The following is a 17290-nucleotide window of genomic DNA, read 5'->3' as shown; positions in this document are numbered from 1 at the left end:
GATACGAATCGGTCGAGGGCTTAACCTACTTCTTATCTTCTTCTTATGCAACATGTTCTTCCTTCACATTTTCAAGGTGTGAAACCTTCACACTAATTCAATACCTGTCTGGTGATGATGGCGGAGGGGACCCACTCGTTCCCATCCCGAACACGACCGTTAAGCCCTCCAGCGCCGATGGTACTTGGGGTGCAGACCCTTGGGAGAGTAGGACGTTGCCAGGCAGATCCAACCACCCTTCCTTAGGTGGTTTTTATTTTATCTTTGCTAATATGAGTCGAGCGTAAAAGGGATTATTTCATTTGTCACTGGAAGTTAATAAACTACTTTTGGAATAATTATTTTTAAAAAAGTGTTGACTTATCGTTTGAAACTGTGTAATATATAACTTGTGAGTTGCACGCAAATTGATTGAAATCAACTTCATAATCAAACATATTAAATGTCGTAGCACTATTTTCATTCAGAAATAAACTTTGATTTTGGAGAGATGTCCGAGCTGGCCGAAGGAGCACGATTGGAAATCGTGTAGGCGGTCAAACCCGTCTCGAGGGTTCGAATCCCTCTCTCTCCGCCATTAAAACTTCTGAATGGGACAGAAGTTTTTTTAATCAATAAAAAGCATTGACAAATGTCTGTTTAGGATGATACAATAAGGCTCGGTAGCTCAGTCGGTAGAGCAGAGGACTGAAAATCCTCGTGTCGGCGGTTCGATTCCGTCCCGAGCCACCATAGATCTTGCTGGTGTAGCTCAATTGGTAGAGCACCTGACTTGTAATCAGGGGGTTGTGGGTTCAAGTCCTATCACCAGCACCATGTAGGGGCGTAGTTTAATGGTAGAACAGAGGTCTCCAAAACCTCTAGCGTGGGTTCGATTCCTACCGCCCCTGCCATTATTTTTTTAAGGCGGCATAGCCAAGTGGTAAGGCAGAGGTCTGCAAAACCTTTATCCCCGGTTCAAATCCGGGTGCCGCCTCCACTCACTATATTGAATGATTACCTTAAACATTAAAAGATACTTTTGATGTTTTTTTATTGCATATTATTAACTGAAAAAACGGATAATTGAGTCGTAGATAAGAAGGGGTTTGTTTTGAACCGAATTTATTACATTTGAATCAAATTTGTTACAAAGGAAGTTTTTAAATAACGAGGAAATAGAGTTTCTAATCTCTCTATTTCCTCGTTATTTTTATATCTCTTTCATTAAAGTGGGTGCTAATCAGGTGCCTCTTAATTACTGAGAGGTATACCCTCCATCAATCACGATGGCTTGTCCTGTTACTCCCTGGGCATTGTCGCTAGCGATAAACATCGCATAATCTGCGATCTCTTTAACTTGGAGTAATCTTTTTTGTGGGACGAGTGGATAAATCACTTCTTCAAGTACTTTCTCTAAAGGAACATTTCTGGTTTTGGCTAGATCTTGTAATTGGTTCCGAACTAGAGGGGTATCTACATACCCAGGTGCTAAAGCATTTACGGTAATTCCAAATGGTGCTCCTTCTAAGGCTGCTACTTTTGTTAAACCGATCACACCATGCTTTGCGCTGTTATAAGCAGCTTTACCTGCAAAGCCAACCAATCCGTTAATAGAAGCCATATTGATAATCCGGCCTTGTTTTTGTTGTTTCATGATTGGAAACACATGCTTAATAGCAATAAAAGGAGCAATCATCATAATTCGCGTGAGTAATTCAAACTTTTCAATAGGAAACTCTTCAATGGGCGATACATACTGCATCCCTGCATTATTAATTAAAACATCCAGTTTTCCATAATGCTCTACTGTTTTATCGAGAGCATTTTTGATTTCTTCTTCTTGGGTTACATCAGTACGTAATCCAATTACATCATAGCCTTTGGAGGACAGCTGAACAGCGGCTTGTAGAACCCCCTCCTTGTTTAAATCAGAGAGGACGACTTTGGCACCATTTTCGGCGAACTTCTCTCCGATTTGGTAACCAATCCCTCTAGCAGCTCCCGTAATAAAAACGACCTTATTCTTTACCATGTAAAAGTCCTCCTTAGAAAAGTCCTCAGTTGATCTACGATCCATTATAAATGAGGTGTTGGACTCGTTGCTTCATCCTATTTATCTCTACTTGCAGAGTAATTTAAAGATATCTGATCAGGGTTACAGCTATGTAACAAGGCAAGGATGAAGATTAAAATCATCCATAGAGGAATATAGAGGAATGAAATATGGTCACAAAATTTTTTGCCTACTATTAGGTGAAGTTCAATTCGGCGAACTCACTAAAGTTTTTATTGACTTTTCTATTGATACGTGTTACATTATTCTTTGTCGATAGTAACAGATAGTAGAGATATAGTCCCTTGCGGACGTGGCGGAACTGGCAGACGCGCAAGATTCAGGTTCTTGTGGTCATTGTAGACTGTGGGGGTTCAAGTCCCTTCGTCCGCACCATATATGTGCCCTTAGCTCAGCTGGACAGAGCGTCTGACTACGGATCAGAAGGTCGGGAGTTCGAATCTTCCAGGGCACGCCAATATCGTTACTATTGATTCCTAAACTTTAGACTTTTCTAGATTAAAGGCTTGACAGAAGTTTGTTTGCGATATATAATTATATTTGTTTTTGATGAGAATATACTTATGTGCCCTTAGCTCAGCTGGATAGAGCGTCTGACTACGGATCAGAAGGTCGGGAGTTCGAATCTTCCAGGGCACGCCAATCTCATTACTACAAATAATGATGGTGATATCTCTTGCTATGATGGATTCATGAGTTCAAAAAGATTTAGTCAACCACACTACAAGAGAATATACTTATGTGCCCTTAGCTCAGCTGGATAGAGCGTCTGACTACGGATCAGAAGGTCGGGAGTTCGAATCTTCCAGGGCACGCCAATAAGAAAAAGTGAGGCTTATATTGACCTCACTTTTTTTCTTTTCTATTATTTGTAGCTTTCTTGAGCTTTCTTGCTTCTATGAAGCTCCTTTTCAATAAGGTGAATGCTTTCTAGGTTCTTGCTATCGTTAACTTCACTGATTACTCCAGCAATATCAGGGTGATTGGCTTTGATCGTTTGTAGTTTGTTTGAGATTCCAATCTCATCTTGGTAGATTACTGACTTTTTAGTCCCTGCAACTTGAACAGTGGAAATTAAGTCCCCGTTGGCCTGTCGAACCGTGTCGGATTTGGTTTTTAAAAGAGTTTCAACTTCATGAGGTGAAAGCTCTTCCCAGTAGTCATCATTCTTATTTATGTATGCATTTGTGGGTATGTGTACATGGATTTTAGTGGGGGAAATCTGTTGCTTTGTAAACTTAATAACTTCATCAAGCCAATTAGTTGAATAGGAAGTCTTTTGATGGATGTATACAGGCTTCACAATGACTTGATCTGCATACTTGCCTAGTTGATGCCAGTTTTCTGCTGGTGAGTTTTCAACTTTATTCTGTGTGTTGATAAAGGCATGTAGCGAGATGCTTAGCTTTTTGTGACTATCATGGAGATCGCGAGATAACTCCTGTATAAATGTTGTAAACAGCTTCTGATCTTGGAGTTGTATTTGATTGAGATTGATGTGAACTCCCCGAAGATTATATTTCCTTGTTAGCTTTACTAATTCATTGATTGTTAGGTTTCTCTTATCTGGTGAAGAAATCCAATGATAAAATTGTTCGGGTGAAATTTTACTTTCTAAACTGATATAAATGTCCGATTGGGTCATTGAAGCCATTTGAAGAGTATTTTCACCTTCATCAGTCTTTTCCAATTCTCCTGTTGGAGATAGATAAAAACCAGCGGTATAAATTTGATTAAATTTTTTTTGATATAAAGGCTTAAGTTCAGTAGGACGACTGGGATAATAGACTGAGATTGATAGAGATGAGTATTCAGGCAACAAAGGAAACAATTGAGTTGGATTCTCCCTCACTTTGCTTGGAAGAGAGACTACATGTTTAGGCTCAATGACTGTAATCGTCGTCTCTGGGGACTCTGTAGTAGACAAGTCTTGTTTGCTGTTATTCTGAGAGTCAGGGTATCGATCAAACCGATCTACAACCACATGAGGTGTAGGATCAGAAGGTGTACTCGGTGGGGATTGGTTGTTTAAGTGATCCGGTTTGAATAGGTAATAGGTTCCAATAAAAGATAGAATGGAACAAGCCAGACCTAGACCTATAAAGGCAGTGGTACTTCGTTTGAGAAATTTCGTATACTGAGAAAATGATTCCTCATGATCTTCCGATTGAGGCGGTAGGTTATGTTTTCTACGCATCAAACGTTCCCCCCTTCAACCAAAATCTTGCTTCTATACTATTCTTTTTACAATATTTTGTATAGAGGACTCAAGTACTATTTTTGTAAAAGTGGTAAGAATTACACAAAAATGTCGAACTTTTGTAGTAATAGGATAATCCATTAGATCAATTGGGCGAATTTACCGAAAAATTTTTCACTTTTTATCGCAATATTAGAAGGGATTCACAAATTTTTGTCGAATTCGAATAATAGTATTTTCTAATCACATATATATTGAGGGGGTTCAATATGAAACGCTGGCGTATATCTTCTTTCATTCTACTTAGTTTTATGCTAGTATTGTCAGGGTTTTCGATGACAACAGCAGATGCTGCTAGTCAGCAAAATTCATCCAAATCAGGATACTATTTTGTACAGCTTGAGGATCAACCAGTTGCTACATACTCTGGTGACATCAAGGGATTGCAAGCAACAAAAGTGGAAAGTGGTAAAAAGTTAAACGTTCAAGGTGCAAATGTTAAAAATTACCGTTCCCATCTAGCCAAAGAGCGGAACGATGTAAAAGATTATATTCGTAAAGAGATGAAATCTGCGAAAGTGGTTTCTGAATACTCGCTTACCTTTAATGGGATGGCAGTGAAGTTAACTGATCAAGAAGCTAAGAAATTAGCAAATGCTCCAGGAGTCAAACAAGTGATTCCAAGTAAAAAGTATCGTCCAGTTATGAATCGTAGCCATGAAATCGTTAATGATCTTCCAATGTGGAATGCAGGTTATGATGGTAAAGGAATTAAAGTAGCTGTCATTGATAGTGGGGTTGATGTCAATCATCCGTATCTAAAAGACTCATCCTTACCAATGCCTGCAGGATTCCCAAAGGTTCAGAATGATGAAAATGGTAATCCTATTTCTGAATGGTATAAATTTACCAGTAACAAAGTGATCGCTGCAAAAGTCTATGGTCCAGATCCACAGTCTACACCTGAAGCAATCGGTTCACATGGAACCCATGTAGCAGGTACCATTGCAGGGATTTCCAATTATGAAGATCCCACAGGAGTAGCGAAGAGTAAATTAAGTGGTGTAGCACCTAAAGCGTATCTAGGGAACTATAACGTTTTCCCTTGCGAGGATTGTAGTGCTGATGATATTTACATCGTGAAAGCTGTAGAAGACGCACTCAATGATGGAATGGATGTTGCGAACCTAAGCTTGGGTGGAGATGCATCACCTGGTTATGACCCATTAGTGGAAGCTGTAAATGCTGCTTCTGATGCTGGAATGACTGTTGTGATCGCAGCAGGTAATGATGGTCCTGGTCCGATGACGGTTGGATCACCTGGAATTGCTGAAAAGGTAATTACAGTAGGAGCTGTTTCCAATAAACACTTTATTGGTAAGTCTATTGACGTTACTGTAGATGGTGAGAAGCGTACCGTTTTTGTAGGCTCATCTGATCCAGGCGGAAAAGTTCAACAAAAAGTATCTGCACCACTTGCTGTGATTAGTGAACAAGATGGATTGGGTTGTGATCCGATCAATGCTGATTTAACTGGAAAAGTAGCTGTACTCAAACGCGGCGGATGTACATTCTCTGAGAAAGCTTTGAATGCTCAAGCTAAAGGGGCTGCTGGTGTTATTTTAATCAACAACAGTGCTGGAGACCCAACTCAGATGTCCGTAGAACCAACGGTTACGATTCCTATGGTGATGGTATCGGATCTAGATGGTGCTTGGATTTCCAAAGCGGCTTCAGGCTCTGTAGTCATGGAACCAAGCCCAGATCGTGAGTTCTTAACCACGAATGACCGTCTAATCGCTAACTTTTCATCTCGTGGTCCAACTGTGAACTATACTTTAAAACCTGATATTGCATCCGTAGGTGTCAATGTCTATTCCAGTGTAGTGGGTGGAGGACTTGCTTCTTATAATGGAACTTCAATGGCTACTCCACATGTAGCAGGAGCAGCTGCATTGTTAAAACAAGCACATCCAGACTGGAAACCACAAGATATTAAATCTGCTTTGATGGCAACAGCCAATGCTCCAAAGAGTGCATATGTACCTGTTGAAGTGGGTGCTGGAGTGATGGATGTAGCAAAAGCTAACAAACCTTCAGCTTTAGCATACCCTGCTAGCTTAAGCTTTGGACCATTTAATAAGGGTGCAAAGAATCAAAAAATTAAGGTTACCTTGAAGAACCCAACATCTTCCTACCAAGTTTATACTGTGGTTCCGGACAAGCCTTCTCAAGTGATGGTTAACAAACCAGTATTGGCTGTTGCTAAAGGGAAGTCTGCAACCTTTACTGTAACAGCTAATGTGAAATTTAAGAAACCAGGCGATTATCAGGGTTATATCACTGTTAAAACGCTAGATGGAAAAACAAGTCGTATTCCTTATTACTTCAACGTTCAATAAGTAAAAGAAAACCCAGTTTCGTTACGAAACTGGGTTTTTTCTATGACTTTCATTTGATTATGATGATGGGTCGTCAGAAAAATATCTTTTTAAAGGGTTTGATCGATGATCCCGCCACCCAAACAGATGTCTTCATTGTAAAATACGACGGATTGACCTGGAGTAACGGAACGTTGGGGTTCTTTAAATTCAACACGAATTGTTTGATCTGATTGAGGAATAACACGCACAGGTTGATCCTTTTGTCGATATCGAAACTTTGCAGTACATTCAAAAGGTTGCAATGGGATTTCATCAGTGAGCCAGTTGGCGTCTGTGGCAAGTAATCCTTTTGAATAAAGGGCCTCATGATCATGTCCTTGAGTGACATATAAAGTGTTCGTAGATAAATCTTTTTTCACTACAAACCAAGGGTCTCCACTTCCATTGCCTCCACCAATCCCCAACCCTTGTCGTTGCCCAAGAGTATAATACATTAATCCATCATGTCGACCTTTTAACTCACCTTCTAATGTGCGGATTTCACCCGGTTGGGCTGGGAGATAGTGGCTTAGGAATTCTTTAAAGTTACGTTCCCCAATAAAACAAATCCCTGTACTATCTTTTTTCTTGGCTGTTGATAGACCGATTTGTTCAGCTAAAGCCCGTACTTCACGTTTATTCATATGACCAATGGGAAACATGGCTTGCATCAGTTGGGGCTTTTTGACAGCATAAAGGAAGTAAGTCTGATCTTTGTTAGGATCAGCACCTCGAGCTAGGAACTTTTGTCCATCTTTTTCGATGATTTGAGCATAATGACCTGTTGCGATGTAATTGGCTCCAAGGAGTTTAGCTTTCTTTAAAAACTCCCCAAATTTAATTTCACGATTACACATGACATCGGGATTGGGGGTTCTGCCTCTTTTATATTCATCAAGGAAGTACTGAAACACTTTCTGCTCGTATTCTTTTTCAAAGTTTACTGAGTAGTAAGGAATACCAATCTGTGCACATACACGACGAACATCTTCAAAGTCTTCAGTAGCGGTACAGTGACCAAATTCATCTGTATCGTCCCAGTTTTTCATAAATAAACCGATCACTTCATATCCTTGCTCTTTAAGAAGCCAGGCGGTGACTGACGAGTCCACACCACCGGACATACCAACGACAACACGTATATTACGATTACTCATATGATCAGTCCTACATTCAATTTGTCTAGCAAACATGATACTTGTTTGTTTCCTAGGATTGTCTTTATTATAATCTAAACCCAATGTTCTTTAAACAAGCGGATGAGGTTGATGAAGTCAACGAATAATGGGATAACTAATAGCATTTTTTGATAGAGTGAATAAGAAGATGATCCTTTTGCAGGGATTTTACAGATCATTATAGAAAACTATATGGGGTATATAGGGAGATTTCAAAATGTATTCTACCCTGATTCTTCAAATTGAAATAGAATCGCCTTAATCGAGTACGGGGAATAGTTGCCAAAACTCATTACTTCAAGTAATCTAAAATCATACAAAACTTTTTTTTAGGCAATACTTGGTATAATGGATTCTGTGGGTCGGGAGAACAAAGGAGGTGCCTATGAGAGTTAAGGCAAACAAACTTTGGCTCGCTGTGAACATATCTCTTTGTTTTTGTTTGAGTGGTTGTGCTACCGTGGTTCAACAAATTCAAAATACGACAGGTAGTCAAATTGAAAAAGTGGATGAGTTAGCAGTTCCTTCTGAAGTTGGAGCTAAAGATGCAGAATCGCAATTCACTGATGTAAAGGCTTCGAAGAGCCCTTCTCCTTCTACTGATCTAGAGAGTATCTTGGCAGATGAAGGAAGAGGGGAATATGCAGGAAAAAAATATGACCCTGTAAAAGTAGAAAAAGCATTAAAACAAATGCCAAAGGGATTAACAGAAGATAAAGCTTATGCTTATTTACTAGGTTTGGTGGGCGAAAGTTATAAACAGGATGCAGAAACTTTCAGTCAGATGCAAAACCCTGAATACCAAAAACAGATCGATGCCTGGAAAAAAATGAAGACCGTGAATCCTGTACCAGCCCCTTCTCCTGTGCCAGCAAATAGTGATCAAGCAAAAAAGAAAGCAAATGTAGTTGTTTTATTAGATGCAAGTGGTAGTATGGGTGCTGAGCTAGGAGAAAAGAAAAGAATGGATTTGGCGAAGGAAGGGGTACAGCAATTGACCTCCATTTTGCCACCCGATACATCTATTCATATAAAGGCATATGGTCATCGTGGAAATAATGGTAAAGACGGTAAAGCTGAGTCATGTTCTGTGACAGAAAATATATACTCAGGCGTTTTGAATCAACCACATCCTTTGCAAGGCTCTTTAAATCAAATAAAAGCTACTGGATGGACTCCATTAGCACGTGCGATTCAAGAGAGTGCTAAGGAAATGCAGAATGGGGCTCCTTCTCAAGTAGAGAACTTTATCATCGTTTTTGGTGATGGAACAGAAAGTTGTAATGGCGATCCGCTAACAGCTGCTGCTCAAACCCATCAGTCAAAAAGCTTGGCTCACATTGATGTTGTTGGAATCGACGTAAATACGCAGGACTCCCAAGAACTAAGAGATATGGCGAATGTTGCTGGGGGTAATTTCCAATCTGTGACGAATGAAGATGAAATGCTAAAAGTACTATTTGAACAGCAAAAGAAATTACAGATGATGAACCAGCCGTGGGGTCCGAGAGCACTTGATTCAATGGCTCGATTATACAAACTGGATAATCAGCGCCTCAATACACATCATGAAGAAGTAATAGAAAAAACGAAACAAGAATATGAGCGGTTAGATCAAGCAAATAATTATATTAAAGAGCAAGGAAAAATTGAAGGCGATGATTGGGTTACCATTGGAAATTGGATTGATAGTCGTTGGAAACAAGTTGGTAAATATACAGACCAACGTTGGAAAGAAGTCAGCGAGCAAATGGATGTAGACTATCATGAATCTTTGGTTGAATTGGAAAAAGAATGGAAAACAGATGAGGGCGATCCAGCTCTTCTCAACAAACAAAAAGAGCAGCTTTTAAATGAAGCACCTAAAGAACGAGAAGATCAACAGATAGAAACACAGGTGGAAGCGGAATAATAGGTTGTTTTCGGAGTTGAGTTCATGTCAGAAAAACAGTATGAAATTCGTTATGATGAAAGGCTACAAGTGGAGCGACCTTATTTAAATATCGAGTACGAGTGTTTACCTGAAAAGGTTCAACAGGAATTTGAGTTGAAATGCCAAGAAATTTGCTCCCAAATTCCTGAGCAGATTAAATTATTTGAGCAAAAGTACATGGTTCATTTTGATCAGCTACGAGATGTGGAAGATGAAACAGAATTTCTTAGATTGACCGAAGAGATGAATGAGATCTCGAGTGTGATCTGTGATTTAAACATCTTGTTTCTGACTATTGAAGGAAACTTTATTCATTATAGCTCACATGCTTAAAGCTGTTGGCGAGTAAAATAATCTCGCCAGCAGCTTTTCCATTTTTAAGATTTGAAAGTAGGTACTCATTTTGATTAAAATGGGAATTACGTTCATTGAACTTTGAATGTAAATTTTTTATTAAGATTATATTAATCAAACCTAAAAATATGGTGACGAGAATAAAAAATGCTTTCCAACAAGGTTTTATTAAGATTAAGATAAGATTTAGTTAAACTTAAGTAAATCAGGAGGAATCAAGGTGCTATTTAATCGGAAGAAAGATCAACTATTTTATCAAATTATGCTAGATGCAACGTCTAACATCGCTGAAGCAGCTCAACTCTTCAGAGAAAACGTAGAAACCTTGGAGAAAAAAGAAGAGTATGCTGAAAAAATTAAAGATCTAGAATTAGTTGGTGATGATTATACGCACCTTTTGATTCAAGAGCTTAACCAAACTTTTGTCACCCCACTGGATCATGAGGATATTTTAAAGTTAGCTAGTCATTTAGATGATATTTTGGATGGCATTGAAGCTTGTGCAGCTCGCTTTGTGTATATGCATGTTGATAAATCTACACCTTTCCTAGTCATGTTTGCTGAAAATATCCAGAATAACGCTCGTTACCTTCAAGATGCCTTTATAGCTTTACAAAAACGTGATTATGCATCAATTCGTAAAGCATCGATCGAGATTAATAATTTGGAAAATGAAGGAGACAAGTTGATGCGGGAAGGAATCAGCTCATTATTTCAGGAGACCATGGATCCCATTGAGTTGATTAAGATGAAAGAGATTTATGAGCGTTTGGAAAATGTAACGGATACCTTTGAAGACTTGACGGATTTGATGGAAAGCGTGGTAATGAAATATGCTTGATCCGTTTTGGATTATGGTTGCCGTCATCATTTTAGCATTAGTTTTTGACTTTACTAATGGATGGCATGATACAGCAAATGCGATTGCTACAGTTGTTGGAACCCGTACTCTTTCACCAGCGAAAGCGATCATGATGGCTGCTGTTTTAAACCTAGCAGGTGCTTTTTTTTCTACAGAAGTAGCGAAAACGATTGGTAAAGATATTGTGAATCCTACATTAATCACACAAGTTGTACTTATTTCTGCCTTATTAGCTGTGATTACTTGGAATATTGTAACCGTTTTAATGGGGTTACCTACTAGTTCATCTCATGCGCTTATTGGTAGTCTGGTGGGAGCGGCGATCGCTTATCAAGGACCAGAAGTACTTAAAGTGGGTGGAATCCTAGAGATTTTGGTCGCTTTACTCGTTTCTCCAATCCTTGGAGCGTTAGTGGGGGCTGGACTTATTAAACTTATTCGTTCTATTTTTAAAAACACGCCTCGCTCAAAAGTAAAACGGGTATTTCGTCCTTTGCAAATTATCTCTTCAGCACTCATGGCATTTAGCCATGGGGCTGCGGATGCCCAAAAGGCAATGGGGATTATTATGATGGCTTTAATCGCTGCAGGATATCAAAGTGCAGATAATATGACAGTTCCCTTCTGGGTGATTTTGTCAGCAGGCTTAGCGATGGCTTTGGGAACAGCTGCAGGAGGACGGAAGATTATTCATACCATTGGTTCTCGTCTGAGTCGATTGGAGTCTCCGCAAGGATTTGCAGCTGAAACAGGTGCGGCCCTAATCTTAGCGACTGTTGCGAAACTAGGGATTCCAGTGAGTACCACTCACACCATTACAGGTTCAATTATTGGGGTGGGAGCAGCTGAACGTGTCAAAAGCGTTCGTTGGACAGTCGCCGGAAAAATTGTGTCTGCATGGGTCTTAACGCTTCCCGTCACTGCATTGATTGGATATTTGTATTACTTTGTTCTCCAATTTTTAGAGAAATAGATCGAAACAACTCAACTTGGAGAAAACGACTTGAAGTCTTGGGAATCGCTATTGATCTCTTTGTATCAATCGAGGAGGGAGATGTGTCTCTGGCGAACGACTTTTGCGAACACGACCCGAGTGTGAGATAGAGAAACAAAGACCCGACTGGATTTGGATCAAATGGCTCATATAGAGTTGACGACAACAAGCATCCATGGAAGTGGAGGATGCTTGTTGTTTTATTTTTAAACTAGTGGATCAGAAAATTGATTGTCTAATATTAAAGCACAATCTTTTCCTGTATCATAGGAAAGGTTACCAATGAGATGTTTGATTGGTTCGATCAAAGCTTGATCAGACTTCCAGTATTGTTCAATCAATGGGAAGAGTTCTTTACTTTCCTGAAGTGCTTGATCCCATAGATCCCAAAAGCTTTCTTGGTGCTTTTCCTCTTTAATGGCTGGGTGACTCCAAGAAGTACGCTTAATATTAAGAAAGTCTTTGGCTGGAATTCGCTTCGAATGTCGGAATGGGCGAATCTTACCGAAAGTAAGAATGAGTTTGATTCCATAGGGATCAAAAAATAGTTGGAAAGCTCGTTTCGTATCCTGATAGGCTTGCTGATAATCGGCAGCGGAAAACTGTTTTCCTTCTGAGAAATGTTTCTTAGACACATGATGGAGAATTTCTACTAACTCGTCAGGTAACTGATCCCCGACATCAATCTCGGGAGCTAAGGGAGTTCGCCACGTTTCTAGATTGGCTATGTTTTTAGCGATGATGGTATCTAAAATCACTTCTAATTCCTGATGTTTATATTGTTTATATCCGGCGCGGTAATGAATATATGGATGAGTATTGCGATCTAAGAGGTGATGAGTGACAAAACCTCGCATATAATCTTGAATAGTTGGATGTTCTTTTGCAGTGATAATCAAATCGACTAGTGTAGAACCACAATCAATGGTATGAAACAAATTTCCCAATTTCTCACCACGAGGGTCATGAATCCAAGGCCAAAAGCGATGAAAGAAAAAAAAGTCTGGTCCTTGACACCCCAGTTGAAATAATTGTTGATGTTGCGGCTTGCAGAGAATTTTTTCTTTTACTAATTGTCTTCCGAATAAAATATGTGTCCAGGCGTAAGGCATGTTTCATCTCCTCACATAATTTCATGTCTATTCTCTATATGAGCATTTGTAGTAACATAATGATCTCGATCCCGTCGGGTCGCTGTTTCTCTGTCTCGCTCTCATAGTGGGTTCACAAAGGCTCGTCAGAGAAACAACTCCCCTCCTAGGTTCATTCAATCAAGCCATTTGATTTCTAATTCATTCAAGTTGTTGCTCAAGTCGAGGTCTATCTACCATTTCGGGGAGTCATCCGAATTCTCCTTTTTAATAACAACATTTGGTTTTGAATTGATAAGCGTGATATATTAAATGTGTTGTTCAAATGGGGGAATATCTTATGGGAATTCATCATCTTGAGTTTTGGGTTCGAGATTGGAGGCTTTCTCAACCTTTTTATGAAGAATTATTTCGACTAGTTGGTTGGAAACAGTTAAGTAACCATGCGTTCGTGAAGGGACAAACGGAAATTTATTTCGTGGAGCGTCCACAGATCCAAAAGCAGGATACGTTAGGTCCACGTCATATATGTTTATCAGCTTCAAGTGAAGAAGTTGTTCACCAAGTAGCGAAATGGCTTCAAGAACAGCAGGCTGATGTGATTCGTGGTCCTGTTGAAATGGAGCACTATTCACCCGGTTATTTAACCGTAGACTTTAGAGATCCAGACGGTTACATATGGGAAGTTGCATTTACACCTAATTTTGTATGGGAATAGTAGGAGGGTTGTTCATGAGTCAAATTCAGTGGATGGAAGAAGTTCAAAAAAGAAAAGAAATATTGTTGGAAGAGTTAAACCAATTTTTAGCGATTGAGAGTGTTCTAGATGAAGAATCTGCTAGCTTAGAAGCTCCATTCGGGAAAAAAGTAGCTGAAGCACTTCGTCATATGCTACAGCTAGGGGAACAAGATGGATTCCAAACGAAAAATCTAGATGGTTATGCAGGTCATATTGAATGGGGTCAAGGTGAAGAGTTGATTGGTGTCCTTTCTCATGTAGATGTTGTACCTGCAGGAGATGGGTGGACTTCACCACCTTTTACCCCAACGATTCGTAATGGAAAGCTTTTTGCACGTGGTGCGATTGACGATAAAGGACCCACGATGGCAGCTTACTTTGCCCTTAAAATCGTGAAAGAGTTAAATCTCCCATTATCCAAACGAATTCGTTTGATTTTAGGAACAGATGAAGAATCTCAATGGCGTTGTATGAATCATTATTTTGAGCGAGAAGAGATGCCTTCGATGGGTTTTACTCCAGATGCTGACTTTCCTATTATTACTGCTGAAAAAGGTTTATTAGATATTCAAACGTTTGGAGTTAGAGAAGATCACTTGTCTGAAGATGGAGCATGGACTCTGCTCTCCTTTGAGTCAGGACAACGGGTGAACATGGTACCTGATCTAGCTAGAGTACAATTATCTGGTGATGGAGATGTTTTTGCATTAAAAGAAAAAGTACAAGACTACTTACTCAGACATCAAATCAGAGGCTATGCTGAAGAATCCAATAGCCATGTGAGTATTGTCCTAGAAGGGCGCTCTTATCATGGCTCTGAACCAGAAAAAGGATTAAATGCGGCATTAGAAATGGCGAAGCTGTTGGAGCAATTCTCATTAGACGCAACAGGAGCTAATTTTGTTCGGATGATCAACGAATTGTATACAGACAGTTTTTTTGGTGAAAAATTATCGATTCAACAGGAAGATGAGATTGTTGGTAAGTTAACAGTTAATGCGGGTGTGTTTCACTACAAACAAGGTGAAAAACAATCGATCCGAATTAATGTTCGCTATCCAATTTCTGGGGATTGCGATGAGATTGTAAAAACGATTGAAGAGAAAGTAGCTGACTTTGGTTATCAAGCTCACGTCTTTAGTCATGCCTCTCCTCATTATTGTGAACCTGAACATCCATTGGTAAAAACGCTAGCTAAGGTGTATGAGGAGCAGACAGGCGAGCCAGCTAAGTTATTAGCCATTGGTGGTGGGACTTATGCAAGAGCCCTTCATACAGGTGTAGCATTTGGACCTTTATTCCCAGGTAAAGAAGAAACAGCTCATCAGAAAGATGAATTTATAGAAGTAGAGGATTTATTAAAAGCTACTGCAATTTATGCACAAGCGATCTATGAGTTAGCTAAATAAGCTTGATTGGATGAACTTAGAAGGGGAGATGTTTCTCTGACGAGCGACTTTTGCGGATCTGCTACGAGAGCGAGACAGAGAAACGGCGACCCGACGGGATCTGGAACATTATGTTAGATTGGGAATAAGAAAACACCCAGAGATTAATCTTGGGTGTTTTTTGCTTTGTAGTGAAAGATTTGATAAATGAATGTATCTGGCTTTTCAAGGTGCTTAGGAAGAGGTCGTTTCTTTTCGATTAATACTCCATGATTCACCATGACACGGTGAATTCCCATAAATTCTTTAGCCTCAAATAGAGGTGAGTTATAGTTATTGAGATCGATCGTGGTTCCATCTTTAAATTTGATAATGTATTGTAAGCGAATCTGTTCGTTTGGTAGCCAGGTAGATTGTTGATAATCTAGAACAACCCGATCGATCTCTGACCATCCTTTAACTTTCTCATCTTTGATTTTTAAAAACTGATTATAAGCAATTCCTTTGGGAGTGACCAATAGATAATTATCAAAAGACATGATAACTAAAGGGCTCAATAGTAAATAAAAAGCAGAAAAGATAAAGAAACGCTTTTTAAGAACATCAGGTTTTTTTCGATGCTTAATAAAGGTGAAGATAAAGAATACCACACCACAGAGAAAAAGATAGACGAACCCATAGGAGATAATTGCTCCCACAAGATAAACTTGATCAGGTTCGGAGTAGTTAAACCACTGTAAAAAAACAAAGAGAATCCAAGCGGCTGTTGCAATCGACAATCCCAATATGAGTTGTAATAATGGTTTAATAAACCTACTCAATGATCGGTAGCCTCCACGATTGATGTCAATTTTTATTGATTTTGTTGTGCATTAGATCTCAGAATCAAATCATCAAAGATCGTAAATAATGAAGAGCCTGTTTAGAGCTCTCAATAAACAGATGAATGTCGTTTTCTGTAGTCTCTTTTCCAAATGTGATTCGTAGGCTTTGGTGAGCGATATCATCGCTTTTACCCATTGCTTTTAATACATGAGAAGCCCGATGTTTACCGGCACTACATGCTGATCCACTAGATACATAAATTTGTGAGCGATTCAGCTCAAGTAAAATAGCTTGTCCTTCAACCCGATCAAAACTGAGATTCAAGTTGTTGGGAAGACGAAGAACAGGATGACCATTTAGTTCCACATTTCCGATTTCATCTTGAATTCTTTGCCAACAGTCATTACGTAATGAAGTTAAGCGTTGAGATTCAGATTTAGCTTCTTGGACGGCTAGTTGGCATGCCACACCGAATCCAACAATTAATGGAGTATTTAAGGTGCTGGGTCGTAAACGACGTTCTTGACCGCCACCAAACATGATGGGTTCAATCTTGGTTCCTTTGCGAATGTAGAGAGCCCCCACTCCTTTGGGACCATATATTTTATGCCCTCCGATCGAAAGTAGATCGACTCCCAATTGATCAACAGTAAAAGGAACCTTTCCTATGTACTGAATAGCGTCTGTATGAAAGAGGATGGGGGTTTCTTTTAGGAGTTGACCCATTTCTGCGATGGATTGAATGGTGCCCACTTCATTATTCGCAGCCATGATGGTGACTAGAATTGTCTGATCCGTGATGGCATTTTTCAAGTTATCGATGTGAACAGAACCAAAGGAATCTACATCTAAATAAGTGACTTGAAACCCTTCTTGCTCCAAATATTGACAAGTCTCTAAGACAGAGGGATGTTCAATTTTCGACGTAATAATATGATTACCCTTGGAGCGTTGCAGACGAGCGGCTCCAATAATGGCAAGATTATTTGATTCAGTGCCACTGCTTGTAAAAAGAATCTCTCTAGCTGACTCTGCTCCTAATGCTTGGGCAACTTGAACCCGTGCGTATTGAATGGCATCATAGGCACGTTGCCCGGCGTCGTGAATACTCCCTGGGTTTCCATATTCATTTTGAAAATAGGGAATCATCACCTCTAATACTTCTGAGCGAACGGGACTGGTTGCCCCGTAGTCCAGATAAATCGGCTTCATGCTTGAATTCCTCCGATATCAAATAACTAACTCTT

Annotated in this window: 13 protein-coding genes, 9 tRNA genes and 1 rRNA gene; 17 read left to right on the top strand and 6 right to left on the bottom strand. The window is 39.6% G+C overall.

Annotation, left to right across the window (positions count from 1 at the left end; genetic code table 11):
* Nucleotides 1–107: 107 nt before the first annotated feature.
* The 6 genes from rrf (at nt 108) to EDD58_RS14425 (ending at nt 979) form a co-directional block, all read left to right on the top strand.
* Nucleotides 108–224 (top strand): 5S ribosomal RNA (gene rrf, locus EDD58_RS14450).
* 260 nt (nt 225–484) lie between these two features.
* Nucleotides 485–577: transfer RNA gene (locus tag EDD58_RS14445), tRNA-Ser, on the top strand.
* 79 nt (nt 578–656) lie between these two features.
* Nucleotides 657–732, top strand: a tRNA-Phe gene (locus EDD58_RS14440).
* Between the two features lie 8 nt (nt 733–740).
* Nucleotides 741–816, top strand: a tRNA-Thr gene (locus EDD58_RS14435).
* Nucleotides 817–819: 3 nt separating this feature from the next.
* Nucleotides 820–893 (top strand) — tRNA-Trp (locus EDD58_RS14430).
* A 12-nt stretch (nt 894–905) separates the two neighbouring features.
* Nucleotides 906–979, top strand: a tRNA-Cys gene (locus EDD58_RS14425).
* Nucleotides 980–1237: 258 nt separating this feature from the next.
* Here EDD58_RS14425 and EDD58_RS14420 read toward each other — a convergent pair.
* On the bottom strand, nt 1238–2014 hold the full coding sequence (locus tag EDD58_RS14420; RefSeq protein ID WP_131926807.1) for a 3-hydroxybutyrate dehydrogenase: 777 nt from the start codon (nt 2012–2014) through the stop codon (nt 1238–1240).
* A gap of 328 nt (nt 2015–2342) precedes the next feature.
* On the opposite strand from EDD58_RS14420, the gene EDD58_RS14415 reads away from it, so the two are divergent.
* From EDD58_RS14415 to EDD58_RS14400, 4 genes are all read left to right on the top strand, one after another.
* Nucleotides 2343–2431 (top strand) — tRNA-Leu (locus EDD58_RS14415).
* Between the two features lie 5 nt (nt 2432–2436).
* Nucleotides 2437–2513, top strand: a tRNA-Arg gene (locus tag EDD58_RS14410).
* Between the two features lie 108 nt (nt 2514–2621).
* Nucleotides 2622–2698: transfer RNA gene (locus tag EDD58_RS14405), tRNA-Arg, on the top strand.
* A gap of 99 nt (nt 2699–2797) precedes the next feature.
* Nucleotides 2798–2874, top strand: a tRNA-Arg gene (locus EDD58_RS14400).
* Nucleotides 2875–2921: 47 nt separating this feature from the next.
* On the opposite strand, the gene EDD58_RS14395 is transcribed toward EDD58_RS14400, so the two are convergent.
* Complete coding sequence (locus tag EDD58_RS14395; RefSeq protein ID WP_131926805.1) at nt 2922–4253, bottom strand: glycosyl hydrolase family 18 protein; 1332 nt, start codon at nt 4251–4253, stop codon at nt 2922–2924.
* A gap of 272 nt (nt 4254–4525) precedes the next feature.
* On the opposite strand from EDD58_RS14395, the gene EDD58_RS14390 reads away from it, so the two are divergent.
* Entirely contained in the window at nt 4526–6658 is a 2133-nt protein-coding gene (locus tag EDD58_RS14390) for a S8 family serine peptidase (protein ID WP_131926803.1), read from the top strand.
* An 89-nt stretch (nt 6659–6747) separates the two neighbouring features.
* Here the strand turns inward: EDD58_RS14390 and mnmA are convergent, their stop codons facing one another.
* Nucleotides 6748–7872, bottom strand: coding sequence for a tRNA 2-thiouridine(34) synthase MnmA (gene mnmA, locus EDD58_RS14385; protein ID WP_424321686.1), 1125 nt, complete (start codon nt 7870–7872; stop codon nt 6748–6750).
* A 370-nt stretch (nt 7873–8242) separates the two neighbouring features.
* Between mnmA and EDD58_RS14380 the strand changes: the two genes are divergently transcribed.
* From EDD58_RS14380 to EDD58_RS14365, 4 genes are all read left to right on the top strand, one after another.
* A complete protein-coding gene (locus EDD58_RS14380; protein ID WP_131926799.1) occupies nt 8243–9769 on the top strand; it encodes a VWA domain-containing protein in 1527 nt (508 codons plus the stop codon).
* 24 nt (nt 9770–9793) lie between these two features.
* Nucleotides 9794–10123 carry a hypothetical protein gene (locus EDD58_RS14375; RefSeq protein WP_131926797.1) on the top strand — a complete coding sequence of 110 codons (330 nt, stop codon included), beginning with the start codon at nt 9794–9796 and terminating at the stop codon, nt 10121–10123.
* A gap of 241 nt (nt 10124–10364) precedes the next feature.
* Nucleotides 10365–10985, top strand: a complete 621-nt coding sequence (locus tag EDD58_RS14370) for a DUF47 domain-containing protein (protein WP_131926795.1) — start codon at nt 10365–10367, stop codon at nt 10983–10985.
* Nucleotides 10978–11979 carry an inorganic phosphate transporter gene (locus EDD58_RS14365; RefSeq protein ID WP_131926793.1) on the top strand — a complete coding sequence of 334 codons (1002 nt, stop codon included), beginning with the start codon at nt 10978–10980 and terminating at the stop codon, nt 11977–11979. The genes EDD58_RS14370 and EDD58_RS14365 overlap by 8 nt, the downstream gene beginning before the upstream one ends.
* 227 nt (nt 11980–12206) lie before the next feature.
* Here EDD58_RS14365 and EDD58_RS14360 read toward each other — a convergent pair whose 3' ends face one another.
* Nucleotides 12207–13112 (bottom strand): zinc dependent phospholipase C family protein, encoded by a 906-nt coding sequence (locus EDD58_RS14360; protein WP_131926791.1) that lies wholly within the window; start codon nt 13110–13112, stop codon nt 12207–12209.
* 319 nt (nt 13113–13431) lie between these two features.
* On the opposite strand from EDD58_RS14360, the gene EDD58_RS14355 reads away from it, so the two are divergent.
* A complete protein-coding gene (locus EDD58_RS14355; protein WP_243648756.1) occupies nt 13432–13809 on the top strand; it encodes a VOC family protein in 378 nt (125 codons plus the stop codon).
* A gap of 14 nt (nt 13810–13823) precedes the next feature.
* Nucleotides 13824–15239, top strand: coding sequence for a dipeptidase PepV (gene pepV, locus EDD58_RS14350; protein WP_131926787.1), 1416 nt, complete (start codon nt 13824–13826; stop codon nt 15237–15239).
* Between the two features lie 143 nt (nt 15240–15382).
* Here the strand turns inward: pepV and EDD58_RS14345 are convergent, their stop codons facing one another.
* Together EDD58_RS14345 and EDD58_RS14340 are read right to left on the bottom strand one after the other, a co-directional pair.
* Nucleotides 15383–16039 (bottom strand): hypothetical protein, encoded by a 657-nt coding sequence (locus EDD58_RS14345; protein ID WP_131926785.1) that lies wholly within the window; start codon nt 16037–16039, stop codon nt 15383–15385.
* Nucleotides 16040–16103: 64 nt separating this feature from the next.
* Nucleotides 16104–17255, bottom strand: coding sequence for a cysteine desulfurase family protein (locus EDD58_RS14340; protein WP_131926783.1), 1152 nt, complete (start codon nt 17253–17255; stop codon nt 16104–16106).
* Nucleotides 17256–17290: the final 35 nt, after the last annotated feature.

This window comes from Hazenella coriacea (assembly GCF_004341825.1).
Lineage (GTDB): Bacteria > Bacillota > Bacilli > Thermoactinomycetales > Thermoactinomycetaceae > Hazenella > Hazenella coriacea.
This window is presented reverse-complemented; position numbering and strand designations above follow the sequence as displayed.